Source organism: Grimontia sp. SpTr1, from assembly GCF_947387585.1.
GTDB classification, from domain to species: Bacteria; Pseudomonadota; Gammaproteobacteria; order Enterobacterales; family Vibrionaceae; genus Enterovibrio; species Enterovibrio indicus.
The window spans coordinates 137951-161792 of record NZ_CANDOD010000004.1; the positions used below are offsets into that span (position 1 = coordinate 137951).

The 23842-nt window shown below is 47.8% G+C and carries 25 protein-coding genes; 8 read left to right on the top strand and 17 right to left on the bottom strand.

Features of this window, described 5'->3' with window-relative positions; genetic code table 11:
• Positions 1 to 98: 98 nt before the first annotated feature.
• The 9 genes from QL223_RS09155 to QL223_RS09195 form a co-directional block, all read right to left on the bottom strand.
• A complete protein-coding gene (locus QL223_RS09155) occupies positions 99 to 368 on the bottom strand; it encodes a phosphopantetheine-binding protein (protein WP_002536610.1) in 270 nt (89 codons plus the stop codon).
• Positions 369 to 594: 226 nt separating this feature from the next.
• Positions 595 to 1554: an alpha/beta hydrolase gene (locus QL223_RS09160; RefSeq protein ID WP_281544547.1), complete on the bottom strand. Its 960-nt coding sequence runs from the start codon at positions 1552 to 1554 to the stop codon at positions 595 to 597.
• Between the two features lie 8 nt (positions 1555 to 1562).
• Positions 1563 to 2522: a 3-oxoacyl-[acyl-carrier-protein] synthase III C-terminal domain-containing protein gene (locus tag QL223_RS09165; RefSeq protein ID WP_281544548.1), complete on the bottom strand. Its 960-nt coding sequence runs from the start codon at positions 2520 to 2522 to the stop codon at positions 1563 to 1565.
• Positions 2503 to 3453, bottom strand: a complete 951-nt coding sequence (locus tag QL223_RS09170) for a transglutaminase domain-containing protein (RefSeq protein ID WP_002536616.1) — start codon at positions 3451 to 3453, stop codon at positions 2503 to 2505. Before QL223_RS09170 ends, QL223_RS09165 begins: the two co-directional genes overlap by 20 nt.
• On the bottom strand, positions 3450 to 4340 hold the full coding sequence (locus tag QL223_RS09175) for an alpha/beta hydrolase (protein WP_152442348.1): 891 nt from the start codon (positions 4338 to 4340) through the stop codon (positions 3450 to 3452). Before QL223_RS09175 ends, QL223_RS09170 begins: the two co-directional genes overlap by 4 nt.
• Positions 4333 to 5868: an AMP-binding protein gene (locus QL223_RS09180; RefSeq protein WP_281544549.1), complete on the bottom strand. Its 1536-nt coding sequence runs from the start codon at positions 5866 to 5868 to the stop codon at positions 4333 to 4335. Before QL223_RS09180 ends, QL223_RS09175 begins: the two co-directional genes overlap by 8 nt.
• A complete protein-coding gene (locus QL223_RS09185; protein ID WP_281544550.1) occupies positions 5849 to 6838 on the bottom strand; it encodes a 3-oxoacyl-[acyl-carrier-protein] synthase III C-terminal domain-containing protein in 990 nt (329 codons plus the stop codon). The genes QL223_RS09180 and QL223_RS09185 overlap by 20 nt, the downstream gene beginning before the upstream one ends.
• On the bottom strand, positions 6835 to 8388 hold the full coding sequence (locus QL223_RS09190) for an AMP-binding protein (protein WP_281544551.1): 1554 nt from the start codon (positions 8386 to 8388) through the stop codon (positions 6835 to 6837). The genes QL223_RS09185 and QL223_RS09190 overlap by 4 nt, the downstream gene beginning before the upstream one ends.
• Positions 8381 to 9328: a hypothetical protein gene (locus QL223_RS09195; RefSeq protein ID WP_281544552.1), complete on the bottom strand. Its 948-nt coding sequence runs from the start codon at positions 9326 to 9328 to the stop codon at positions 8381 to 8383. The genes QL223_RS09190 and QL223_RS09195 overlap by 8 nt, the downstream gene beginning before the upstream one ends.
• A 142-nt stretch (positions 9329 to 9470) precedes the next feature.
• On the opposite strand from QL223_RS09195, the gene QL223_RS09200 reads away from it, so the two are divergent.
• Both QL223_RS09200 and QL223_RS09205 read left to right on the top strand, forming a co-directional pair.
• Positions 9471 to 9839, top strand: a complete 369-nt coding sequence (locus tag QL223_RS09200; RefSeq protein WP_002536626.1) for a hypothetical protein — start codon at positions 9471 to 9473, stop codon at positions 9837 to 9839.
• Between the two features lie 14 nt (positions 9840 to 9853).
• The gene (locus QL223_RS09205; protein WP_281544553.1) at positions 9854 to 11167 is read left to right on the top strand and encodes an amino acid decarboxylase; all 1314 of its coding nucleotides are present in this window, start codon (positions 9854 to 9856) and stop codon (positions 11165 to 11167) included.
• A 98-nt stretch (positions 11168 to 11265) separates the two neighbouring features.
• Here QL223_RS09205 and QL223_RS09210 read toward each other — a convergent pair whose 3' ends face one another.
• On the bottom strand, positions 11266 to 12006 hold the full coding sequence (locus QL223_RS09210) for a LuxR family transcriptional regulator (RefSeq protein ID WP_062663363.1): 741 nt from the start codon (positions 12004 to 12006) through the stop codon (positions 11266 to 11268).
• A 376-nt stretch (positions 12007 to 12382) separates the two neighbouring features.
• Positions 12383 to 13354: a hypothetical protein gene (locus tag QL223_RS09215; protein ID WP_281544554.1), complete on the bottom strand. Its 972-nt coding sequence runs from the start codon at positions 13352 to 13354 to the stop codon at positions 12383 to 12385.
• 296 nt (positions 13355 to 13650) lie between these two features.
• Between QL223_RS09215 and QL223_RS09220 the strand changes: the two genes are divergently transcribed.
• On the top strand, positions 13651 to 14238 hold the full coding sequence (locus QL223_RS09220; protein ID WP_002536638.1) for an acyl-homoserine-lactone synthase: 588 nt from the start codon (positions 13651 to 13653) through the stop codon (positions 14236 to 14238).
• Between the two features lie 28 nt (positions 14239 to 14266).
• Here QL223_RS09220 and QL223_RS09225 read toward each other — a convergent pair whose 3' ends face one another.
• Complete coding sequence (locus QL223_RS09225; protein ID WP_002536639.1) at positions 14267 to 14620, bottom strand: VOC family protein; 354 nt, start codon at positions 14618 to 14620, stop codon at positions 14267 to 14269.
• A gap of 167 nt (positions 14621 to 14787) precedes the next feature.
• Complete coding sequence (locus QL223_RS09230) at positions 14788 to 15264, bottom strand: DUF3291 domain-containing protein (RefSeq protein WP_281544555.1); 477 nt, start codon at positions 15262 to 15264, stop codon at positions 14788 to 14790.
• 251 nt (positions 15265 to 15515) lie between these two features.
• Here QL223_RS09230 and QL223_RS09235 point away from each other — a divergent pair, with 251 nt between their 5' ends.
• Positions 15516 to 17723 (top strand): esterase-like activity of phytase family protein, encoded by a 2208-nt coding sequence (locus QL223_RS09235; protein ID WP_281544556.1) that lies wholly within the window; start codon positions 15516 to 15518, stop codon positions 17721 to 17723.
• Positions 17724 to 17771: 48 nt separating this feature from the next.
• On the opposite strand, the gene QL223_RS09240 is transcribed toward QL223_RS09235, so the two are convergent.
• From QL223_RS09240 to QL223_RS09250, 3 genes are read right to left on the bottom strand one after another with little or no spacing between them, the layout of a single operon-like run.
• Positions 17772 to 18278: a GNAT family N-acetyltransferase gene (locus QL223_RS09240; RefSeq protein WP_281544557.1), complete on the bottom strand. Its 507-nt coding sequence runs from the start codon at positions 18276 to 18278 to the stop codon at positions 17772 to 17774.
• Between the two features lie 36 nt (positions 18279 to 18314).
• Positions 18315 to 19127 carry a transglutaminase domain-containing protein gene (locus QL223_RS09245; protein ID WP_281544558.1) on the bottom strand — a complete coding sequence of 271 codons (813 nt, stop codon included), beginning with the start codon at positions 19125 to 19127 and terminating at the stop codon, positions 18315 to 18317.
• Positions 19128 to 19130: 3 nt separating this feature from the next.
• Positions 19131 to 19361, bottom strand: coding sequence for a hypothetical protein (locus QL223_RS09250; RefSeq protein ID WP_002536650.1), 231 nt, complete (start codon positions 19359 to 19361; stop codon positions 19131 to 19133).
• A gap of 212 nt (positions 19362 to 19573) precedes the next feature.
• Between QL223_RS09250 and QL223_RS09255 the strand changes: the two genes are divergently transcribed.
• The 4 genes from QL223_RS09255 (at position 19574) to QL223_RS09270 (ending at position 22397) form a co-directional block, all read left to right on the top strand.
• The gene (locus QL223_RS09255) at positions 19574 to 20119 is read left to right on the top strand and encodes a PepSY domain-containing protein (protein ID WP_002536652.1); all 546 of its coding nucleotides are present in this window, start codon (positions 19574 to 19576) and stop codon (positions 20117 to 20119) included.
• An 84-nt stretch (positions 20120 to 20203) separates the two neighbouring features.
• Positions 20204 to 20467: a hypothetical protein gene (locus QL223_RS09260; protein ID WP_002536654.1), complete on the top strand. Its 264-nt coding sequence runs from the start codon at positions 20204 to 20206 to the stop codon at positions 20465 to 20467.
• Positions 20468 to 20499: 32 nt separating this feature from the next.
• On the top strand, positions 20500 to 21195 hold the full coding sequence (locus QL223_RS09265; protein ID WP_281544559.1) for a response regulator transcription factor: 696 nt from the start codon (positions 20500 to 20502) through the stop codon (positions 21193 to 21195).
• Positions 21192 to 22397 carry an ATP-binding protein gene (locus QL223_RS09270; protein WP_281544560.1) on the top strand — a complete coding sequence of 402 codons (1206 nt, stop codon included), beginning with the start codon at positions 21192 to 21194 and terminating at the stop codon, positions 22395 to 22397. The genes QL223_RS09265 and QL223_RS09270 overlap by 4 nt, the downstream gene beginning before the upstream one ends.
• 248 nt (positions 22398 to 22645) lie before the next feature.
• Here the strand turns inward: QL223_RS09270 and QL223_RS09275 are convergent, their stop codons facing one another.
• On the bottom strand, positions 22646 to 23683 hold the full coding sequence (locus QL223_RS09275; RefSeq protein ID WP_046303829.1) for a substrate-binding domain-containing protein: 1038 nt from the start codon (positions 23681 to 23683) through the stop codon (positions 22646 to 22648).
• Positions 23684 to 23842: the final 159 nt, after the last annotated feature.

Sequence of the window (23842 nt, forward strand, 5' to 3'; positions counted from 1 at the left end):
GTGTAGGTCTTTAAAATAGGTGACATACCGATCTCGTGGCGTCTGACTAAGATGCCTTTCTGACATAGGGAAGTGTTCACAGTAATTGATATACATAATTAAGCAGCCGTTTCGAGTGCAACGTTATCTACGATGTAATCCACCATGGCGCCGATTGAACTAAAGTGGCGCTCCTCTAAACTTTCTGGATTAATAGAAAAACCATCAATAGATTCTTCCAATTCCATCAGGAATGTCAGGGAGCCTAGTGAATCCATTCCCAGGTCATCACGAAGACTGGTATTTTCCGTGAGTTGAATATCTTCCGGTACTGTGATAGTTGATTTGAGAATAGTGACCATTTGATTGTATGCGTCTTGTCTTTCCATTTTGAACTCCATTTGTCCTGGTTGTGTACGGGAAATTAATTATTCAGTACAAAACCATTTAAGCGCAAAATGGATGATTTATAACCTGATACTTTTTACAGTGATGAGTGTAAGTTCTTTTATTAGGTTGAATTTTATAGGTTGTTCTAGGTTTGGAATTAAACTGTGTTAGATCTAACAGGTAATAAAAAAGCACCCATTAGGGTGCTTAATAAAAGAATGATGATTATTTTATAGCAAGATTGTCGTCAAAAAAATTAATGACATTTTTTATCAGTGTGTTCTGAAATTGCGCTCTGTCAATGGGAATGGGATCCCGGCAACTTTCAATGAAATAGTTAAACGGCCAAGAGCATGTCGGTAAATAGGCATAGTGACCCGCTTCCATGAGTTCTTGATGCTCTTTAACATAACTATGTTGCCGTGCCAGATCATCCATCTGACCGACTGAAATGAACTCATCTTTGATGCCATTGGCGAGGAATATAGCGGGTGCATCTGCAGATTTATCCAAATTAATCAATTCGGTATACGCGGGTGCAAAGAGAGCGATGGCTTTTGCGGGTATTGATGGGGTGGGTGTTAACTCTGGCTCTGCAGAAAGTGCGCTTATACGTTGACTGAACCTTGGGTTACAAATCAGCACATTGTCACCCGGCGAAAGCGATGCACAGTAATTTTCCTGTTTATCAAGCAGAGCTCGAAAGTGAGTGCTGGTGAGTGCGGCATAGCCTCCCAGCGAGTAACCGAGTATGCCAACGGGTAGCTGCTTTAGATTTGCATCATTGAGATACAAGTTCTCTAACAGAAGTTTCAAATGCCTTTGCCTGGCCACCATAGGGTCATTGGAAAGCTGACCACTCCTGAGCCCCTTCAAGTCTTGATGTGAAACGGCGGCAACCACGTATCCTGCTTGAGCAAGATTGGCCGCGTATCGTTGCAATGAGTCTGCATTGGCTGAAAAACCGTGGGAGACGAGAATAACGCCTTTTGGGGTCTCTTCGGACTCTGGTAATCGCCACAATTTGGCGGTGAGTGAGGTTTGCCCTTTTGGATCTTCAACACCAAAAGTTGAAACATTAAGTCCTTTCTCAAGTGTTATATCATTTTGCTGTTTAGAAAGCTGATAAATCGAAAACGCTACGCCGACAATGACGATTGCGACAATCGCAATGAAAATGCTCATCTTGCCCCTCATTCAGTGTCCTTTCCTTTGGTAATGGTGAATACCGTTGCCCCAAACGACGCCCCAATACCTGCAGCGACTGCGAGGCAATGCGCCGTTTGTCCGGCTTTCATCCCGTCATAGAAATCACCAAGATTGACGAAGACATCACCGCCAAAGCAGTGGCCAAGTCGGGAAATATTGCGCGAGTAGACTTTCTCCATGCCGACTCCGAGTTTCGCGGTGAGCTTCTTCCACGTTTGCACATTCACATTGTGTGGCAGAATCACATCAACCTGCTCGAGCGAAAGGTTAGCTTTATCCAAGCAACGACCGACGACCTTGGCAACATTCAGTTGGTAGTGTTCGTTATATTTTTGCTGAAGCCCATCATTGGTCTCGAGATAGATACCACCGGAGAACTCACCATCAAACAGGGTTGAAACCGCCACAACGGCAATGTCGCTTTCGGTACGGGTAAGTTTCACGAGATTGATAGTGTCGGAACTCAGCGCGACGGGGTTAACACGCAAATCTTCGTTGTCTGCAATATCTCCCGTGACAAGAAGAATGTTGTTCAACGAGACATTCCGCTCGAAGTACTGCATAAGCTGCATGGGGGTAGCGCACTTGGTAGCGGACGACGAAAAACCCAACCAACGGCTCCCTACGTCTTTGTTTGTCAGAGAGGCGCGGCTGCTTTTCAACATAACGCGCTCAGCGAATACCCCACATAATGCGCCAGTGTGATTGTGTACCACTGCATCGAAATCGGGTGCATCGTCAGCGCTTGCTTGGGCATAGATTGAAAGTGCCCGTGCGTAGTACTCGGTGCATGGCGTCCTGTCGTAATAGGGGATTTCGCCAAAGCCATACCATTGGCTGAATACTTTTGCTGACGAGGCACTGAGAAACAGGGCATCGTGGTCAGCCGCAACATTGAGTGTAGCGGGTGCCGGTGCTGTAACGTTACGACTGATATAAAACATAGTCGTCTTTCCTTATTGATAAAGTAGCGCGTTTACCCAATGTAGGGGAGACACTGATATCGCCATCCGGGAGGAAACGTTCGTCTTCAACAAGTAATCGATAGCAATCAAGGAACGCTTCTTCATTCAGGAAATCAACCGCTGCAATATCATCCAGCGCTTGGAGATGTGGCTTAAATTTGGGCATGACACCTGGCTTGGAGTCGGTGAGATAACCCCATAGGTCAAAGACATCAGCCTCGTAGCGACATAAACTTGCCAGATCAAACAACATGATTTTGCGCACGTACCAAAGCCCCATCTGTGCATTGGGTGTGCTGCCACTGAACCACTCCGCTCTGAGTTTTTTGGTGCGGATTTTGTGCCAGGCTCTGGGGCCTGAAATAAACTTGGCAGGGTCGACATTGACCGGGTTAATTCCTAAGTCCTGATGCTGCATCAAGCGCGAACTTCCTCTCGGTTCGAGCAGTTTCCAAGACTCACCGTCGTAATACTCCACAACCACATGATCAGCCAGCGCGCGTTTGGTGTCGTAGTACATATGAGTGAAGCCGTAACGAAGACGCGCAGGCACACCTTGAGCGCGGAATTGGCTGCAAATTAGCAGTGCGAGATCCCGGCAGCGACCGCCGACAGGAGATTGAGGGGTATTAGGATCAGGGTTCAGCTCAGCGTAGCGCTTAATGATTTCATTAACGGCGCGAAGTGATAGGTCGTTTTCGCGCTCTGGCCCCATCTCGTGAAATTCAGAGTGGTTGTAGTGAGCGACCAACTCGTTGGCAAGATCAATGGCAGCTTGTGGATCAGAAAGAATGTCTTCTCCATAGGCGGGTGCGAATTGCTGCCAAGCGTCAAATTCCGTGTAAGGAGTATGGGTAGAGTAAATTCTGGCGATATCCATCATGGCAGATTGTGCTGCGTTTGCTGTCATGGTCTTTCTCCCTGTAGTAATTCGTCGAGAACAGTCAGGCATTCGTTTTTCACCGTCTGTTCATGCTGAGATTGCGCTTCGGTATGGCTAGCTTGCCGGGGAAGGTGGATGAAATCGTAGTGCTCGCCTTCTGAAAGCAGGTGCAAGGTGGTTTTGTTGCGCTCAAACAGTTCAAGATAAGCTAATGGGCTGCCAAAAGTGGGGTGGCTATCTTGCTCTGAATGTATCAATTGAATATTGCTGATTGGTGCATCGCTGAGTGTGCCATTGAGGCCTCGGGTGGCTGATAAGCCGGGCGCCATCAGCAAGAGCTCATGTTGCCAGCCTGGGCAATTCCCGGCAGAAATAGCGCGGATTAGCGGATATATACCGGCGGAAAAAGACACATAACGAATACGATTAATGCGCTCTTCTGAGAGCACCACGCCTGTTAGCAGCGAAAATGCGCGCAGCATGGCACTGTATTCGGGATAAGCATCCGCCAATGCAGAAGCGACTTTATCTGGGTCTTCGCTTGGCTTTAGGTTTGGGTTGATATAGCAACCTGCCGACAATACCCAATAGCCTTGTTTTGCTAGCTTTTCGGCAAGATGGAAGCAATCAAAAGGACCTCCATTGAAGCCGGGAAGCATCAGGCAGAATTTCTCAACTTCCACATCCGGCTTCGCTTCAACGCAACGCGTTTTCACTGCGCTCCCCAGATGGCTCAAGTAGTATCGTGCGTTTTGTTGACGCTCAGGCGGATTTGCAAGTTCACTTAACGGACACCAAATTGCCAGATTTGTTGGCCTGCCTTCGAGCGTCACCAGGTTATTGAACATAGCAACGTCGGTTGGTGTCTGTGTATTTACTCTTGTTTGGCGGGGTGTTATGAGCGTATCAAGCATGGCAAGTCACCTGTTTAATGAGTGCTTTTTTGTCGAGCTTTCCATTTCTGTTCTGAGGAAGAGAAGTAACATTCACGAAGTGGGGCTGAACATAGTTGTCATACTGGTCGCGGAAGATGCGTGCCAACGCTGATTCGGAGATCTCAGCGTTCACCGTGACCACAAGCAGACGCTCAAATGTGCCAGCTTCCCCCTGAGTAAATGGCATCACGACCACTTCTTCGGCACGCGATTGTTCTTTGACGAATGACTGACAGGCAGCGGTATTAAAACGATACCCACCGATTTTGATGTCATCATCCTGACGGGCTATGAATACATGGTTTCCATCATCCTCGATGCGGATAATGTCCCCCGTACGGAAGAGGTTTCCATGCTCTGGACTGAACGCGAATCGCAATGCGGTTTGCTCAGGGTTCTTCCAATAGTTTTTTAGCACTTGAGGGCCGGCAATATACGCTTCACCTGTGCCAAACGGTTGAAGCTCACTGTCTGGAGTGGGTTGCACTAACAGTTGGTGACCACCGAAAGGTTTACCTAGCGGCATATGCTGCGGGTAGTGGGTATCTGCTTCAAACCGACATGCCATCATGGCAACGGTGCATTCTGTCGGGCCGTAATAGCTGTAAATAACACAATTCGGTGCTGCATCTTTCAGTGCTTTTAGCAGGGCGGGTTGCACTGGCTCACCACCTACAAAAGCGAGGCGCAGGTCTGGATATTGGTCGGGCTGCAGCTGACGTGTTTTCTGTAGATATGAAACGGTTGATGGAACCGATGCCCACACACTGACGCCATTGGCTTTGAGATAGCCGGAAAAGTTGAACTTATCATTTTCACGAAGCACGGCAATCGCACTTTGGTTGAACAGTGCAAGAAAGATTTCGTGAATGCTGAAATCAAAACTCAGTGGAGAAATATGGCTGAATACATCGTCAGCCTGAATACCGAACTCCTCACGTGTTGCTTCAAGATAATTGAGTAGATTTTGAGTCTCTACACTCACCCCTTTCGGGTTACCGGTGCTGCCTGAGGTGAAAATCAGGTATAACTCGCGGTTATTCAGCGAAGGCGAAGAAAATGATTGAGCGGTCCTGTGGAACGCATCGTCTCCCGCTTCGAAGCGCGCCTGATTCAGATGCTGCCCTTCTTGTGATACCAGTGTGGGACAGCCATGGGCTGTGGCTTCTTCAAGCAAGCGTGAATCCGGATTGTCGGTATAGAAAAAAGCGACAGGTAATTCCCGGAGCAATCTCGCCAGAGATCGGTTATCAATCTCCGCCGTCACTGGCACCAGGGTATAGCCGTAAACCACGCTGAAAACGTACAGAGCGATGCTCTGGTAAGCGCGTTGGGCGGACATAATGATATGGGTGCCGTGCTGATGTTCGCCCTTGGCTTCTACGAGCTTATTCTTTAAGGCTTCGACATCATGAAGCAGCTCGTGATAGCGGTACGTTTTTCCCTGGTCGATGACGGCTTTTCGTTTGCCAGCATCGACCATGATATTAAATAGCTTGTCTCTCATTAAGAAATCCCTCTAGCTGAACTACTTCCAACACGCATGCGCCAAACATTCCCCCGGCACCTGCGGCAACGGCCAGAAACCTTAGCGGCGTGGAGGCTGTCGGGTTTGTGCCGGCAAGACGATGTTTTTCAATCGCGTCACTCAGGTTGATCACCATGTCATTGCAGAAGCAGTGCCCCTCGGTCTGGATATTGCGCGCAAAGAGCTTCTCTTCCGCTACATCGAGCGATTGGCAGAGAAAGCGCCATGACTTGATATTGATGTTGTGAGGCAGGATATGGTCGACCTCCTCCAGCGTGACGCCTGCTCTTTCAAGCGCAGAGTGGATGACCTGATGCATATTGCTGCGATAGCTGTCTTCGTAGACTTTAGTTTCTGAACCTTCGCCCCAGATACCGCGGGAAAAACGTCTGTCGTAGTGCATATGCACACTACTGACGCGAATTTTTGGCGTGTCTGTCTGGGTCAAAAACAAACTGGTACTGCTGTCCCCCTGAACAGAGAGTCCGCGAGTGATCCGCATTTCTTTACTAAAAGCCAATTCTCCGTTGTGAATGGCAACCTGATGTTCCGACTGTGTTCGGAACAGGAGATCAAGCTGCTTGAACAGTGATACACAGCGATTGGCATTGCCCGAACCCAAAGGGGTCAGGTTGTGGATGCGAGCTAATTTTCGGTCTAATGAAAGCCCAAAGCGCGTGCGTCTCGCGCCCGTATTCGCACTTCGCAGCAGTGACGGGTTAACCGATTCGCTGCGAGAAACCAGAGGTAGCAGAATATCGTCGGTCGATGTGCCTTCTGGCAACACATTGACGGACTCTATTCCCATCATCTTTTTCAGGATATGGGCATTGAATGATGAGCAATGCACGGCTTCATGTTCTTCAATCAGCACCAATCTATGCTCTGGACGAATCACCCGGATTGCATCGATAGAGAGCGCTTTAGACGGTATCGTTACAGATGTCATGACACCACCTCTGCGTTGACCTGCTGGAAGAGAGATTTGTGGTCTACCTTCATATTTTTATTGAGTGGGATCGGACCGATATTGATTTTGAGTGGCAGGGCATAACTGGGTAACACAGTTGCGAGTTGATGCCGGATGTCGACTTCATTCAATCCCTCGCCTGAAATAAACAAGACGATGCCAACGGTGGTGCCGTTAGTAGAGTTTTTCTCCACGACCGCGAGGTTTGAACAAGGTATGGCTTGTCTAATCAGGTGTAGAATTTCATTCTTCTGTATGCGATGACCGCGGATCTGTAACTGATCATCTGCGCGGCCCAGGTAGTGGTTAGGCTTGCCGGGTGAGAGCTCGACAATGTCACCGGTGCGGTATAGAAGTTGTCCTGACTGCGGTTCTTCTACCAGTTTGTCACGGCAGAGCTTACCATCACGGAAATAACCATCGAAAACCTGGGCACCACCAACAAGCAGTTCGCCATGTCCTTCCTCTGAAATATGACCTTCACTCAGGACATAGAATGTCGTGTTATCCCAGGCGTTACCTATCGTGAGAACGCCATTTAGCACGTCATCATCACTTGGGTGGGTGACCTCTTTCCCTGATACCGATACAGTGCATTCTGTTGGGCCGTAGAGATTAAAAATACGGCTGTTAGGTGCAAGGTCTCGCCATGCTTGCTGAATGACCATTGGGAATGCTTCACCGCAGATCATTGTTTTACGAATGCTGTTGAAGCGATGATTGCCGAATTTTTTTAACTGATTCAGATGGTTGATAAATGAAGGGACACACGACCAGAAGCTAATTTGGTGTTTATCGACAAAATTCTCAACGGTAGCTGGACTGAGAAGATCCGACTTCTCCGCAACACATAAACAGGCGTGATTGTGGATAGGTACATAGAGCTCATGAATGTTGAAGTCGAAACAAACATCGTGAATGACTGAAAAACGATCGGTTCGATGGGTGTTGAAAAAGCGTGTCGCGGCACTGAGGTATGCCTGCAGATTGTCGCTTTTTATCGGCACAGATTTAGGTACCCCAGTGGAACCGGAAGTGGACAGGATGTAAACACAATCCTCTAGCTGGAAAGGGTTTTTACCCGTGTTATCTGGCCGTTCCTTTGTTGTGTAGTTGAAGTCCGTATCACAAACCAGTGTCAGTGCGGCACGCTCAGAAATGGCAGACAGCTCTGATGCAGTTTCTGCGTCGGTAAGCAGCAAAAACTCCTGCCATTTCCCTGCTTTTGCTTCTGCACGTTCAAAAGGCTCGTTCAGTGAAATGGGCTCGTAGGTAATGCCTTCAATTCCCATCAAAAGGTTAAATAGATTGCTGAAAAAGGGTGAACGGGAGCAAGTGATAACAGGCACGTTAGGTTTCAAGTGGCCCGCTTCTTCAAGCAATACCTTCAACGCTGTCGACAGATCCAGAAGTTGGCGGTAGCTGATCTCCAAGTGTCGAAAACGTACTGCTGCAGCATCACCATAATGCGCCAGATTATCCTCGATAGTTTGGCGCAGAGGTGTGGTGTTTGGGGTGATATCAGTCATGGAAAGATTCCTTATCGGCTTCATTGCGCTTTAAGGTGACGCTGGAGAAAAAGCCGCCAACTCCTGCGGTAACGCAGAGAAAGAAATCAGGTGCGTGAGCAAAATCCGCGTCATCGGAGACGGTGAGTTGTTCCAACAGCTTAAGGTTGATGAACGCGTCGCTGCCGTAACAGTGGCCATGGTCAGAGACGCCACCGGTGAAGAATGTCAGTTGAGGGTTAGCTAGCTTCTTTTCAATAGCATTCCAGGTGTACACATTGACGTTATGCGGCACGACTGCAATTCGCGCTTCCGGATTTGTATTGATGGCTGCCAATGCCGATTCGATCAGAGCGACGATACGGTCTTTATAAGTTTTCTCGTAAACAGAGTGGCTATCAGACTCTTCCCAGGCTCCTCCGAAATGGGCGGGGTAAACCTGTGATTGATAGTCGACAAATTGGTAGTTGCCGGATGTGGCATCAAGACTGACCGCGCTTCTAGCATCGCCTGTGACGGTAGAGCCGGGAATGTCTTTTAGGATAGAAGTAAAGCCCGTGTCGCAAGTGACTATGACCTGTTTGCTTTCTTGCTGCCGGCGACGATAAAGGTCGATCACTTTAAATGTCGAGGCACAATTACTGGCCGTCGAGCCAAACAAAGCGCCTTTACCTTCACTAACACGGTTTAACTTACGAAGGCACGATTGGCCGAAGGGATAAACCTCTTGGCCAGTATGTGTATAGGCAAGGTAGGTTGAGCCTTTCAGTGCCGGCTGGTGGCAAAAATCATCCTGAAACAGGTACTGAGAGGGTGATTTGCGAGACACCGGCGTTTGGCTTATCCGGAATATCTTCTTGATGATGCCGACGTAGCCGTTGTCATAGCCGAGCTCTGAAAGCGTCGTTTCAACGGGCTCCCTGAGCTCTGCAGTGTCCGACCAATAATTTAAGTGGGTCATAATGCCAATCCGTTTGCTGACTTATGGCTATCATTGTTGTCCCTCTATCCCCATTCACCCAGCTGTCAGTTCTGACAGTTAGCCCCCAGAGAAAGCTGTGACATGGTTAATGAAGCTTCCCGACAAACGAAATGGAGGAAATATGTTTCGGAAGATGTTGCACGCATTGATCATGGCGGCAGTGATGTTGGTATCGCCCCTGACCTTCGCCAAATCAGACTTCAGCCAAGCGGAAATTCGCACGTTGATTAACGGCCATGAGCTCTCTGGCAGCCCTTGGGTTTTTGAGGAAAGTGATGAAATCAATCACTTTAAATTCTTGCGCGAAGAGCGGAATCAGGAGTATCTGGAGTATTTTGTCTATATGAGCCTTCGTGCTGAGAAGGCTTGCCATAACGTGTTGAGTCTCATCACCATCAACATGAACAGTGATGAAGTTGAAGCTGTGGATATGGTGCACCATGCCCCTGCGCCACGCTGTCTCACATATACAGAGTTCAAAAACCCATAAGAGGATGGCGTGTGATGTCTCAACAATTTTCTGTACCGCAAACACCGTTCTATGTGTATTCGCAGTCGACAATCCAACATCAGTGTCAGCGGTTAAAGCGGGCGGTGTTGCCGGATGTTTCTACCGTTTTATATTCTCTGAAAGCCAATCCAAATCCAGCTTTGGTTAATACCATCGTGGAGGAGGGGATGGGCTGTGATGTGAGCAGTGCATTTGAGTTGGATGTTGCTCTTTCCAGTGGGGTAAACCCCGAGAATATCGGCTGTGTTGGCCCCTACAAATCAACACGGCTACTGACGATGTGCGTGAAGAACAACATTGCTTTTGTGGCTGTTGAAAGTATTGAAGAATTGCTGGAATTGGCGGCGCTACGAAAGGAACATCAGTCAGACACGGCCATTCTGTTGCGACTTAATCCTGATATTGATATTTCGGGTGGCTCAATGAAGATGGGAGGTGCGGCGTCTCAGTTTGGTATCGCCGAATCAGAGCTTGAAGGTGTCCTGTCACTAGCACGTGAGCGTCAGATTCATATCCATGGTGTGCATGTTTACGCCACAACACGTGTGCTTGATCCGGATAGTTTTCTCGCCAACTTTTCTTCGCTTTGCGAATATCTGGCAGCGCTTCCTGAGCGGTTTAGGCTCAAGCTGGAGTGGCTCAATGTTGGGGGAGGGTTTGGGATTCCCTATTACAAGGGCGAACAGTCTTTGTGTCTTGAAGCGATTCAGGAAGAGCTTTTGAACCTACAACATGCTCTGGTGAAAAGGACGGGAGTAAGGCGTCTTTTCTTTGAAAGTGGCCGCTTTATTGTTGGAGAGGCGGGGAAAGCTGTTGTACAGGTGAAGTCAATCAAGCAATCCATGAATAAAACCTATGCCATTTGTGATGGTGGCTACAACTTGTTCCACGGTGCTACAGCCTTTGCGAACTTGATGCGAAAGCCTTACTTCATCAGTAAAGTAGACCCCGAAAACCTCAATATTCTGTCCGAATTACCGCTTCCTGAGCGGGATGTTAACGGTGAGGTGTATACCCTTGTTGGCCCACTTTGCACACCGTCAGACATCATTGCCGATAAGTATGTTTCTGAACCGCTCACTGCGGGCGACTATTTGGTTATCCATCAAGTGGGTGCTTATGCGATTACCAGTTCGCCTGGCCTGTTTATTGGTCACGGATTTCCCGCTGAGTACATGGCTACAGGGACGGACATTGTTCAAATCGGCAAGCAAGACTCTATTGAAGAAATGAAGCGACGATACGTCATTGAGGCGAAAAGAAATGAGCCTCAGCCCAGCACTTACAGTCAGTTGGAGGCTGTTTGAAGTCGCGTCGCAACGAAGCAAAAGTAAGCAAAAGAGAAATTATCAACTTCTCTTTTGCTTAAATTCTACCGTCGTTTCTTAGGGTCAATAGTTCCTGGTCATAAGTTGGGCTTCAGCAGTCCTTTTTTGATAGCCAGTGCAACCGCATGTTGACGGTTGGATGCGTCAAGTTTCTTGGTACAGTTGTTGAGGTGGAACAATACGGTGCGTTCAGATACATCGATGATCTTTGATATTTCCCATGCCGTCTTACCTTCACTTGCCCAGAAAAGACAGTCAGTCTCCCGTTGAGTTAGTGTGGCTTCACCTTTCCCTTTCTCCTTCACTTTCAGCAGCATGTAACACTCAAGGAGGTGTGTTGCCAAGGTGTGCGCGAAAGGAATAGCGGCGTTCAGTTTGTCACAATGGTTATCTTCATCCCCTATTGCCATGCTCAGAAGGACAAAATCACCCGACGCTGACTTGATAGGAACGGTAAACCCATTATGGAGTCCGTGCTCTTTGGCGGCACGCATCAGTTCCTGTTGTTTGGGATCTTGAAATTCTTCACGTTGGACAAGGGAATCCCAACGGATGGGAGACTGTTGGGTCATGATGTAGCTGACAACAGGGTCAACCCGTTGACTGTTTTGCTTAAAATAAATATCTAACCAGGGTTTAGGGTAATTACTCAATACATGAATGACAGGAGCGTGGAGGGATATTTGCTCAATCACGCCAAATAAATAAAAGGGTATTTCTACCAGTTCGCAAAACTCTTCGCAGATCGTTTCTAGTTCTTGTGTATTTTTGATGTCACCTAGCTTATTGATGATGGCATACAGCTGTTGAGTGTCCATGATTGCCGTTTTCTCTTTCCATAATGCGTAGCCTGAGTAAAAAAATATTTAGACAAATAGAAAAAGCTGAACACCGCTCAGTCGATGGCCAGAAACTACCCTCTTATTTGTCTTTCTATTATCTTTTGCTGGCTTACAGCATGAATGACCTTAGCACTGTAGTTATCTAATTGACAAATTAGTAGACAGTAAATTAGGCAGGAAAGAGTAAGGTGAGACTAAATTCACCAAAGCGAGAATGATAAATTGAGTTGAAGAAACGAATAAATTTAGCAACATGCATACAATGTGATTTTTTCTTTAATATTTAATGTCGTACTCTTGAATTCCATTCTCAGTCATAGAGTTGATCGCACTAATTAAATGCTTTTTCACTTCAACTCTCTATTCCGATCTCCCTACGCATTTTCACTAGTACACCAGAGTCAAAGCCTTGAGTAGAAATGACTTTCCAATGCCATAAGCTGGGTATCTTAGGTTCGGGATGATTGGTTGAAGCGGGGTATTCAGCAAAGGAAGGAACACCTGTCAAAGCAACGTATAGGTTGCTTTCGTCGATGACGTTGGCATTGGCCAACTGGCAAAAAAAAGGGTATCCACAAAGTACAACCAGGACACTTTGACCGGCAGAAGCCAGCTTACTCTGCAAGGCTCTGAACGCTTCAACACTCTCTATTTCTATCGCACAGCATTTGTCTTTTATGACGTCTAGATGGGCGTCAACCTGATAGAGTGTTTTCTCAACAGCCACAATCGTGTCTTTCGTGAGTGCGTGATACAAAGTACTTTTCGCACCAAAGCCAGATAGAAAATGCTCATAAGCCACTCCTTGGCCCATCGCATTCATAGAAACAAAGCACGTTGTCCATGGTCTTTGCTGGCTTTGAATGGTGGCAGGCCCGAAGAAGAGCGACTCATTAGTCGCATCCAATTCAGGTTGGATGAGAGTGATGTCATCATGCTTAAAGGCTTCTACCCCCAATAAATTGCTCAGAGTGGGAGATAGTGTCGGGTAGCAAACGGTTTCAACATTAAGTTCTTGAATAAAAGCGTTTAACTCACTCTTGCTGTAAGAGAATCGATGAGGAGGTGAGGAAATATAAAGTCTTTGCGTCGAAGAGGATTTAAGGGGCTTCTTCGGGGTGTTGAATACCGGGTCGCCCAAAAAGCCAGTGTGGCTTTGTATTAGTTGGTTTTTCTGAAAGAGCATCCAGGCAATGCCATTCCGGTTAGAGAGAGATTTTGCCTTGTTTATTGTAATGACGAGTTCATCCGGCATCACATTGGAATTCAAGGTTGAATCAACATTTTGTAATGTCATGAGATTACTGTTATCTGAGTTGTCCAAGTTAATTTCCTTCAATGTCGAAACACAGACGCCAATTAAGTGAAAATTAAACGCCCGTTTGATAGATAAACGACACCCACATCCACAATAAGCAAACTATTGCAAATAATCTCCCTGTTATATGTGATAGGAAATTATACAAGGCCCATTCAACTTATTTATTTTTCATGTATTTATTGATGCTCATAAAATGACTGCTATTTTAGACAGCTTATCTAAAGAAATGCTCTGCAATAGCCTTTAACTCGTTCAGCAACGTTCGTTCAAAACAATGCCAACGGCTAAAGGATGAGACCATGAACCAGCTAATTACTCTGACTCCAGAAACACGTTTTTCCAATCAATCCGTGCTTAACGATATTTATCGCCTACGTCATCGCAGTTTCTTGGAACGTCTGGGGTGGGAAGTAAAATCTAATCAGAAAATGGAGTCTGACGATTTTGATCGTTCCGGTGCCAGCCATATCGCACTAAAAGATGAGGAAGGAAAAATTGTGGGATGTTGGAGAGCGTTACCAACACAGCAGAGCTACATGCTAAAAGATGTGTTTCCGCAATTACTCCAGGGTGAAGCCGCTCCTGAGGAAGAGGGCGTATGGGAAATTTCGCGATTTACAACGGCGCGGGAGAGCTACACGGAAGCAAGCAATGGCTGGTTTGGCAATCATGCACTCACTTTGATTCGATCTTTTTATGACTTTGCCAAACAAAATGACATCCGTGCCTATGTCTTTGTAACTACTGTGGGGTGTGAGCGCATGTTACGTTCTTTAGGGTTAAATATGCGTAGAATGGGAGAAGGCAAGTCTCTTCAGGTAGGAAAAGAACGTTCAGTAGCACTTTGGTTGGATGTGGACGAGTCTTTGAACTTCAATCTAAATTGATTACAGAAGGGGGCTTGCCCCCTCCTCGTTATCTATCTGACCAAACCGCAAACTCGTTTCCACTGGGCTCGGTAAAATGAAAACGTCTGCCACCTGGGAATTCGAAAATCGGCTTTACAATCTTGCCACCAGTCTGCTTCACATTGATTTCTGTCTGCTCCAAAGACTCACTGTAAAACACCAATAGTGCCCCGCCGTTTGAGGTCTCTGAGCACATCTCCGCGCGGAAGAATCCGCCATCCAAACCTTCGTCAGAAAAGGCGGTGTAATCAGGGCCGTAATCGGTGAAGGTCCAGCCGAAAGCTTCAGAGAAAAAGGATTTGGTGGCTAACAGGTCGCGGGCGGGAAATTCAACGTAGTTCAGTTTACCGTGTTGGTTCATTGGCGCACTCCAAGGTCGTCAGGAACGCGACCATGTCCGGCCGCGCAGCCATTCAAGATGATTGAAGTTATCCTAAATGAAGGACGTTGATCGCTTTGAGATCAAAGGCAACTTCCTGAAAACAAACTGTCTTAAAACGGAATCAAAATGCCATGCGGTGAAGTGGGTTACATTCGGCTTTGAGTTGTTTCCTTTGTTGCACCTGAATCTGAAGGTTCGAAGAATTGACGAAAAGTGAAGGCATATTCTGACTCGCCGTGTTCGCGTAAATGTTCCAGCCTCTTTTTTGCTTCTTCCAGCGAAGGGATATGTCCTTCCGGAATCCACCACATCACAAAGTTGTGTGAGCTTGGTTTTTCAAACCATTCATTGCGGCGCTTCATGATGTCCACATGGTGGGTTTTGAACATGAACTGTTTGAGTGCATCGGCGGACGCCCAAACAGAGAGGTTAATCAGGGTATTAGGGTTACCAAACAGGCGGTAGCTGAGCACCTTGCTGTAGGAGTCTTTGAAGCGCCACACATACCCGCGGGACGATTCCGCTGTCGCATTGACTGAGGGAATGTTATCGACAAAGTCCTTCAAAAGTGGGTCGTCGATATTGGCTTTTGCAAACGAAATATTTAGCTCGGCTAGGTGCATTCCATTCTCCCTAATTTGTCTGTTCATCAACCTCCCACGAATCGTTAGAGGGGTAAAGTCACCCTAAGACGATGCGAGGAGTGCGTCTCACTCATGGAGTGATGTGGAAGTTACCAGACATGGAAATGCGGGTATTGAACAAAATTTCACCTCTATCACCTAATTGCCATGCGAGCGTCATTGAAGTGAAACCTAAAGTCGTAAAGGTAGCGTCCCAGAATTTGGTGATAGGTCTATAAAGGAGTTTCCCCATGCGTAAGCAGCGCAACCTACTCGTTTCTGTGTTGGCACTGTCAGTCAGCGCGGGTTTGCATGCCGCAGAGCAATCTTCATTCCAGCGTATTAGCGCGGTATCGACGGCAAACAACATCCCACCGGGCGTAGAAAAAAGTCACGAAACCTCAGCGGAAATCATTGCTGTCAGTGAAGACGGCAACACACTGGTTTACACCGATAGCCCGTTGAAAGGCGTGGGGATGCTGGATATCACCAACCCGAAAAAACCAACAGGGAAAGGCTTTGTTTCACTGAATGGTGAGCCAACCTCGATTGACGTTCTGGGTGATACTTTTGTCACTGGCGTGAATACCTCAGAAAGTTACACTCAGCCGTCTGGCTATCTTGAACAGCGAAATCTGACCACAGGTGTTCGTATAGAAAAGTGCGAACTTGGTGGCCAGCCGGACTCTGTTGCCGTGGCAAAAGATGGCAGCTTCGTCGCTGTGGCGATTGAAAATGAGCGTGATGAAGACCTGAACGATGGTGTGCTTCCACAATTCCCAGCCGGCCACCTTGCGCTGGTTCCTGTTAGAAACGGCAAGCTTGCTTGTGAGGCTCAGAAAAAAGTAGCGATGACAGGCTTAGCCAACATCGCGCCAGAAGATCCAGAGCCAGAGTTTGTGGATATCAACAGCCTTGGTGAAATCGTGGTTACCCTGCAAGAGAACAACCACTTGGTGATTGTGGATGGCAAACAAGGAGAAGTGATAGCACACTTCCCTGCCGGTGCTGTTGACCTGGAAAACGTCGACTTGGATGAAGAACGTGCACTGACCTTTGATGGCACCCAGAAGAACCGTAAGCGTGAACCCGATGCGGTGAAATGGCTGGATGACGAGCGCTTTGTCATTGCCAATGAAGGTGACTACGAAGGCGGTTCGCGCGGCTTTACCATCTTTAACAAGCAAGGCGACGTGCTGTTTGAGTCGGGCCTTGATCTGGAATACCGCATCGCAATGGCGGGTCACTACCCGGAAAAACGCTCTGGTAACAAAGGCGCAGAGCCGGAAGGCTTGGAAGTCGGCACGTATAACGGTCAGCAATACATTTTCGTGTTGTCTGAGCGTGGTTCTGTCGTCGGCGTATACCGCGACACAGGTAAAGCGCCGGAGTTTGTTCAGCTGTTGCCTTCTGGCATTGCACCGGAATCTGCCGTTGCGATTCCACAGCGTGGTCTGCTGGCGACGGCCAACGAGAAAGATCTGATTGAAGATGGCGGCGTGCGTGCTCATGTGATGCTTTATCAGATTGGCAGCGAAGAACCCTCTTACCCACAAATTGAATCTGTGATGGTTGATGGCAAGCCCATTGGTTGGGGGGCGTTGTCAGGTCTGGTAGCGGATCCAAGCAACGAAAACACCCTGTACGCCGTGAACGACAGTTTCTATAAAGCGCAGCCTTCGATTTTTGTGGTCGATGCTTCTTCCATGCCAGCCAAAATCACAACGCGTATTCCTGTGATGAAAGACGGCAAACCAGCGAAGAAACTGGACTTGGAAGGGATTACTACAGATGGCAAAGGTGGTTTCTGGTTAGCGTCTGAAGGGCGCACTGACAAAGAGATCCCACACGCTCTGTATCGCACTGATGCCAATGGCAACATCGTAGAAACGGTCGAATTCCCAGCTGAATTGCTGGCTGTGGAAAAACGCTACGGTTCAGAAGGCATCACCCGTGTAGGCGACAACCTCTGGATTGCGATTCAGCGTAGCTGGAAAGATGACCCTGAAAACACCGTAAAGCTGGTGCAATACAACACCAAATCTGGTGAGTGGAAAGCGGTGCGCTACCCCACAGAGCCAGCGGAAAATGGCTGGGTAGGTTTGTCTGAAATTACTGTCTACGAAGGTGCGCTTTACATCATAGAACGTGATAACCAAATTGGTGACGCGGCGAAAGTGAAGCAACTGACCCGCGTGTTACTGACTGATGCCAAACCCGCCGCATTGGGCAGTGAACTACCACTGGTTAGCAAAGAAGTGGTATACGATTTCATTCCAGATCTGAAAGCGCAGGGTGGTTTCGTGACGGATAAAATTGAAGGCTTTGCGATCACTAAAGACGGTAAAGCGTTTGCTGTCACCGACAATGACGGTGTGGATGACAGCAGCGGTGAGACCTTCTTCTTCCCGCTATCCAAAGATGGAAAGGCGCTGGATTTTGCGACCTTGCGTCCGTAATCCAACGACCTAAAAAACAAACCGCCGGCGCAATTCCGGCGGTTTGTTTTAAAGGATTAACTGGTAGCTCAACAAATCGTGGTGCTGTCCCTGAATCAACGTCGCGTTTAACGCTTTACTTTGGTAAGCAAACCCGGCGCTCTCAAGCACTTTGATAGAGGCTTGGTTACCCGAAGACACTTTTCCCACTACATAGTCCAGTTCAAGTTGCTCACGACATACTTCCACCAATGCCAGTAATGCGCGCTTGGCGATACCTTTGCCCAAATATTCATGACAAACGCGATAGCCAATCTCAACATGGTCGTCGTAAATGGTATGAATATTGGCTCTGGCAACGATTTTGTCGCCATCGTAAATCACATACATAAGATGGGTTTCAGTTCTTTGGTTTTCTACCAGTTCACGAGTGGCATCGGTGAGCCCAACCAGATTGAAATAGCCTGAGGGCCTTGGCGGTATGAATTGCTCAAACCACGTTTTGTTGCGGCACTCGAAATCCAGCAATGCTTGGCAATCATTTAGGCTGAGAGGTGATAGCGAAACCGTTTCCATCTAGCGGGTAAGTGTCCTTGTTTACATTGTAAATTGTTAAAAAGGCTGCTCAGTGAACCGGCTCATCAGTTTCCAATGCTTAGATGAATAATCTGTGGTGACATCAGAACCTGTGTTTAACCAAAAATGGTCTTGGGTAAACATCATTGTCGGGTGGTAATTTGGCTGGGTTGAAGCCAGTGGATACTGTCGGCCAAAACCGCGTTTTTGGGTCGCTTCCAACACATACTCATTGCCATTTAAGAACAACACCACCCAAGCATGACCACCACCGTCATAAGTACCGACCGCAACGCGCGCGTCATACCCTGCTTCTATCAACCAGTCTGCCAGCAAGATAGCGTGGTCCTCACAATCCCCAGAAGGGTAGTAGTAAGACTGCTTGCTCGATTGCCAAATTTCCATCAGGCCACCGTATTGTTCGTGGTCATACTGATAGGTTTTCTTTCTGGCGATCACCAGCATGGGCAACATAGGGTTGTCGACCTTGAAAGGCAGATAGCCTTCTAGGTAACTGTGGGTCAGGTGAAAGTTCCCTTTGATATCGGGTGCCAGCGCCGTAAAAGGGCGGTTATTGGTCTGGTAGGTGTAAAACCCGTTGTTCCCCTTTAAAGACGCACGCCAACGGGCGATTTCCGTATGAGAGACCTTACGGTTTGATTCAAGCAAGGTGAGAAAGCCATTGCTTCCATCAAATTCGATATCCGCTGGCGTCAAGGCGCTGGTGGAAGCGGTTATCTGCTTTTCAGTGTGACTTGGCACATCCGGCAGTTTGGCCTTTTTCTCTTCAAGCAGGCTGGCAACCACGGCCAACACCAACATCAGCGGAAGATAAAACTTGAGGTTCATAGCTTAACTGCGAAAACCGAACGCGACGATAACCGCAACGAAAATGAGGATGGTTGATGCAAAAAGTGAAACCGCCACATTGCCCTTCTTCATTTCCTCTTCTATATCCACATTCTTCAGTAGTTTCTTGTCCACCCACAACAGGGCGTAAACGCCAACCAGCAAAGAAATGATGGTGTAAATGAGGTTGATGGAAAGGTTAAGAATTGAAGCGAAAAAGAACTCGCTGCCCATAGTTGCACTCCTTGCATAGGGTAAGTATCGATTGCGTTGATAGTACTGTTTTTTATCAAGCTATTCGATGCAAATGCTTGGTAAAGCGAGCCTTATCAAACCTTACAAAAATGTATAGTTCGCGAAAAGTTGGCGAAAGCCCCTTTGGTTAGAGTATCCATGTCGACAGGGAAATGTCCTTGTCCACCGATACCAATAACGAGGATGACACCATGAAAAAGACAATGATTTTTAAACCTGCTGCTATTTCTGCTGTATTGGGTCTGAGCGCCATGATGGCGGTAGGTACCGCAAACGCGGGTGACGCACCAAAGTCACTGAATGAAGATGCAGTCAGCCTGGTTCAGGCGGTTGAGATTGCCAAAAACGCCACTGGCGGCGTGGTGCTAGAAGCTGAACGCGACGTAGAAATGGGCCAGGCGGTATACGAGATTGAACTGGCAAGTGAAACCGGCGAAGAAATCAAAACCGTGGTGAACGCGACGACAGGAGAAGTGATCCTGACGAAAACCCGCCGCGACCATGACGATCACCACGATGACGACGACGTAGAAGATGCGATCTGGCTGTCAGGTATCAAAGACGGGACTTACCTGTCACTGGAACAAGCGCTGATGCAAGCAGAAACCCAGGTAGGCGGTAAAGCCTGGAGCATTGAGCAAGATGACCACCGTGGCCAGCCTTCTTATGAAGTTGAGCTTCTGGATGCAAATGGCAAACGCGTTGAAACCCGCATCAATGCGATGGCTTCTAAATAAGCCCTCTCCAAAGGTCAACAGACCCTAAAACGTCATTATCGAATTTATCTGTAGGGGCGATGCCGTCCCTGATTGGAGGTACACATGAGCGACGAAAACAAAAACACATCAATGTGGCAACGCGCAAAAGAGATGGTGAAACGTGTTGTTCAAGAGGCACCTATGGCAATTCTGGGTGTTGTGAGTTTCTCACTACTATTTATGCTGGGACTAGTTACACTGGGAATCAGTTTGATGGCAGGGGTTGCCGCCATCATTATGGCAAAATGGCAACAGCGCAAGATGGCGAACGACATTGCCAACCCAACAGATAAGAGAAACGACGAAGAACCCATTGCGGCTATGTAAGCCGCAACTTATTTCAAACAGAGAGAGTCGCTATGCGCGTGTTGTTGGTCGAGGACGATACCAGCCTCAGTAGTTTTGTAGAAAAAGGCCTGCGTGAAGCAGGCCATCAGGTTGAAGTCACCGACAATGGTAAGCATGCGCTCACGCTTTGTATGGCAGAAAGCTACGACGTGGCGATTGTCGATCGAATGTTGCCGGGGTTGGATGGCCTCTCTTTGGTAAAAGCGCTGCGTGCGGCTCAGGTTGGCACGCCGATTCTTTTTCTGACCGCCCTAGGCGGTGTAGACGATCGCGTGCAGGGTTTGGAAGCGGGTGGTGATGATTACCTCACCAAGCCTTTCGCGTTTTCTGAGCTGTTGGCTCGCGTCACCGCGCTTTCCCGCCGTTCTGTGTTGAAGTCCACCGAAGCCAGCCCTGAAATCAATTATGGCGACGTGGTGCTGAACCTGTTTGAGCATTCCGCCACCCGTCGGGGGCAGCCACTCGATTTACAGCCGAAAGAGTTCCGTATTCTGGAGCTGTTCCTCCGCCACCCTGGGAGAGTGATCACCCGTACCATGCTGCTTGAACACGTGTGGGATATTCATTTCGACCCGCAAACCAGTGTGGTGGAAACCCACATCAGCCGTCTTCGCAACAAGCTCGAAAAGCCATTTGGCGATACGCTGATCCAGACCGTCCGTGGTGTGGGCTACAAGCTTGAACAAAAAGGCGGTGAGGCGAAATGAAAGCCAGAGTGACGGACTTTTTCCATCGCCACTTTTCCAAGCGCAAACTGTTGTCGGTGTTGCCGTCATGGATGAAAAGTTCTGCTACCCAGCAAGGTTTGATGTTTGGTGGCGTGTCGATTATCAGTCTGGTACTGATGGCAACCGTGACTTTCTTCTATGTCGAGCATGAACTGAAAGATCAAAACCGCGAGATAGTGAAAGAGTCCCAACAGCTAGCTACCGGTCACCATAAAAAAGTAGATGATGACCCGATTGAAGATGACGAGATTCTTGCGGTGCTGGCGTCTGGTTTTGTGCTTGCTGGCGTACTGGTGTCGATTTTCACCGTTGCTTTGGTTATTGCGATGAGCCGTATCAGCCAAAAACGCATCAATCGCATCGAAAGCGTGCTCAATGCGGCGGCTGAGGGCGATCTTTCCGCTCGGAGCGACGTGAAATACACACACAACGATTTGGCGCGCATTTCAGTTTCTGTCGATGACATGCTGTCACGGCTGGAAGGCTCGGTGGCGGCAATGAGCGACATCTCTGCCAACATCGCTCACGAGCTAAAAACACCGATTACCCGCTTGCGCCATAACCTGCTGACACTGCGGGAAGACGCCGATCGTGTTGAGCCAAACCTCGATGACGCTTTTATCGAGGAACTAGATAGAGCACTGGAAGATTCGCAGCGTTTGGCCTCTATTTTTGATGCATTGCTGCGGATATCCCAGATTGAGTCCGGTGCACGCCGAAGCCGCTTTATGGCGCTTGACCTGAATAATGTCATCGAGACGGTGGCTGAGATTTACGTCGATGTCGCCGAAGATGCAGAGATGACGCTGACGGTAGAGAAGCCTGACTCACCACTGATGATTCAAGGCGATCGAGAGCTGCTTATCCAGCAGGTAGCTAACTTGATTGAGAACGCGCTGCGTTATTGTCCAGCGGGTAGTCAAATCCAGCTTCGCTGCGGTGAAAATCCGGAAAACGGCAATGTGTGGCTCGAAGTGAGCGATAATGGCCCCGGCATCTCTGATGAAGAAAAAGAGCGCGTGTTCGAGCGTTTATACCGTGTCGACAAAAGCCGCACCGATGGTGGCCTTGGTCTAGGGTTGTCCTTGGCAAAAGCCGTGGCTGGTTTGCATTACGGCCATATTGAGCTGTTTGATGCAGAACCGGGGTTGGGCGTCAGGGTAGCTATCCCGGTTCGCTAGGGTTAATTAAACGCACTATTAGATTGTTTTTATTAATAAAGAAAGTGGGAGGTGTATAGGTTCGGGAATAATAATTCTTAAACTGTCACCTTTCTTTTTTTATGAAACAGATTTCATTTTTCTTTTATTTAATCAAAGTAATTCAATTGGATATTTCTTTGGCGATTGTTTAATCCGGGTCTCATTTATTTCTACGACACCTTCAATTCTCACTTGTGAGAATTGAAGGTGTCGATTGTTGATATGTTCTACTCAATGCCAGAATAACGAAATGCTTCTCTGGTTAGGCGGTTTAATTCGCTTTCTTTCATTTGGTTATGAACAACGGTGATGCGTCCGAGGTAAATTAAAGGCACTTCAGAAGCCCTGCCTTCGAGGTGAAATTTAATGGCTTCAGCGGTGGCCACACCCAGATCATCGCTCATCCGCATTGGCGTCGCATCTAACTCACCCGCCCGAATTTTTTCGATCTCTTTTGCGGTGCCACCCCAGCCCGTCACATAAATGTCAGACAATCTGTCTGCTTCACCAAGCGCTTCGACAGCCCCCATGGTCATGGCGGTATTGGCATTGTGTATCATCGATACTTCGGGAAAATTATTGAGTACCAATCGCACACCGTCAGCCCCTCCGAGTTTCTGATATTGGCCAAAGTGTTCGTAGATATTGCGCCAGTTACCTTTCCGCTGTACGCAGTCGATAAACCCTTGAGAACGTTGGGTATCTGTAATGCCAGGAATACCTCGGTTGGCAGCAAATTCCACCTCTTTGCCCACGTGCTTTATCACATGGTCGCAAAGTACATCAGCGCCCATGGCACTCGAAAAGTCGAACCAGGCGTCAGGCTGATGGGTCCATGTGCTGTCTGGGGTATGGAACGCCCAAATGAAGGTTTTGAACTTGTCCGACGCCGAGAGTTTCTGGATGTTGTCCGCCTGTAAGTCCAGCTCGGAAGGGCCGAAAATCACGAAGTCATACGGCGGCTCAGCATTAAGCACTTGATCTGTATATTGCGATTGCAATGAGTGCTCGATTTGCTTTGAGGGGTACTCATGAACCTCATAGGGTAGTTTTAAGTCCAGTAAGCGTTTGGTCATCGCTTTGAAATTTTTCACCCAAAAATCAGAGATGTCTGCACTCGGGTAAATAACTGCAATACGCATAGGTTTGCTTAATTTTTCTATATTCGTCGGTAATGGTGGTTCACTAACGGTTTTCTGAAATGTTTTAAGTTTTTCATTATTCGAGTTATTTAGGTTTTCTTTAGATGAAACTGAAAAAGACATCACCCATAAAGCAAAAACCAGGCCTGCCACTATACTTCTTTTCATTTTCCTTCCTTGTGGTTTACCAACTGGAAAAACTCTATTAACATGCTTATTAATGATACATGAGAATTATAAATCGGACTGGTTTCATTCTTTGAGTGCTTATATTTTTTCCCG

Bases quoted from the DNA above. Each gene is read 5' to 3' on its own strand.
- QL223_RS09155 (WP_002536610.1), bottom strand. From the start codon at position 368: ATGGAAAGACAAGACGCATACAATCAAATGGTCACTATTCTCAAATCA.
- QL223_RS09160 (WP_281544547.1), bottom strand. From the start codon at position 1,554: ATGAGCATTTTCATTGCGATTGTCGCAATCGTCATTGTCGGCGTAGCG.
- QL223_RS09165 (WP_281544548.1), bottom strand. From the start codon at position 2,522: ATGTTTTATATCAGTCGTAACGTTACAGCACCGGCACCCGCTACACTC.
- QL223_RS09170 (WP_002536616.1), bottom strand. From the start codon at position 3,453: ATGACAGCAAACGCAGCACAATCTGCCATGATGGATATCGCCAGAATT.
- QL223_RS09175 (WP_152442348.1), bottom strand. From the start codon at position 4,340: ATGCTTGATACGCTCATAACACCCCGCCAAACAAGAGTAAATACACAG.
- QL223_RS09180 (WP_281544549.1), bottom strand. From the start codon at position 5,868: ATGAGAGACAAGCTATTTAATATCATGGTCGATGCTGGCAAACGAAAA.
- QL223_RS09185 (WP_281544550.1), bottom strand. From the start codon at position 6,838: ATGACATCTGTAACGATACCGTCTAAAGCGCTCTCTATCGATGCAATC.
- QL223_RS09190 (WP_281544551.1), bottom strand. From the start codon at position 8,388: ATGACTGATATCACCCCAAACACCACACCTCTGCGCCAAACTATCGAG.
- QL223_RS09195 (WP_281544552.1), bottom strand. From the start codon at position 9,328: ATGACCCACTTAAATTATTGGTCGGACACTGCAGAGCTCAGGGAGCCC.
- QL223_RS09200 (WP_002536626.1), top strand. From the start codon at position 9,471: ATGTTTCGGAAGATGTTGCACGCATTGATCATGGCGGCAGTGATGTTG.
- QL223_RS09205 (WP_281544553.1), top strand. From the start codon at position 9,854: ATGTCTCAACAATTTTCTGTACCGCAAACACCGTTCTATGTGTATTCG.
- QL223_RS09210 (WP_062663363.1), bottom strand. From the start codon at position 12,006: ATGGACACTCAACAGCTGTATGCCATCATCAATAAGCTAGGTGACATC.
- QL223_RS09220 (WP_002536638.1), top strand. From the start codon at position 13,651: ATGAACCAGCTAATTACTCTGACTCCAGAAACACGTTTTTCCAATCAA.
- QL223_RS09225 (WP_002536639.1), bottom strand. From the start codon at position 14,620: ATGAACCAACACGGTAAACTGAACTACGTTGAATTTCCCGCCCGCGAC.
- QL223_RS09230 (WP_281544555.1), bottom strand. From the start codon at position 15,264: ATGCACCTAGCCGAGCTAAATATTTCGTTTGCAAAAGCCAATATCGAC.
- QL223_RS09235 (WP_281544556.1), top strand. From the start codon at position 15,516: ATGCGTAAGCAGCGCAACCTACTCGTTTCTGTGTTGGCACTGTCAGTC.
- QL223_RS09240 (WP_281544557.1), bottom strand. From the start codon at position 18,278: ATGGAAACGGTTTCGCTATCACCTCTCAGCCTAAATGATTGCCAAGCA.
- QL223_RS09245 (WP_281544558.1), bottom strand. From the start codon at position 19,127: ATGAACCTCAAGTTTTATCTTCCGCTGATGTTGGTGTTGGCCGTGGTT.
- QL223_RS09250 (WP_002536650.1), bottom strand. From the start codon at position 19,361: ATGGGCAGCGAGTTCTTTTTCGCTTCAATTCTTAACCTTTCCATCAAC.
- QL223_RS09255 (WP_002536652.1), top strand. From the start codon at position 19,574: ATGAAAAAGACAATGATTTTTAAACCTGCTGCTATTTCTGCTGTATTG.
- QL223_RS09260 (WP_002536654.1), top strand. From the start codon at position 20,204: ATGAGCGACGAAAACAAAAACACATCAATGTGGCAACGCGCAAAAGAG.
- QL223_RS09265 (WP_281544559.1), top strand. From the start codon at position 20,500: ATGCGCGTGTTGTTGGTCGAGGACGATACCAGCCTCAGTAGTTTTGTA.
- QL223_RS09270 (WP_281544560.1), top strand. From the start codon at position 21,192: ATGAAAGCCAGAGTGACGGACTTTTTCCATCGCCACTTTTCCAAGCGC.
- QL223_RS09275 (WP_046303829.1), bottom strand. From the start codon at position 23,683: ATGTCTTTTTCAGTTTCATCTAAAGAAAACCTAAATAACTCGAATAAT.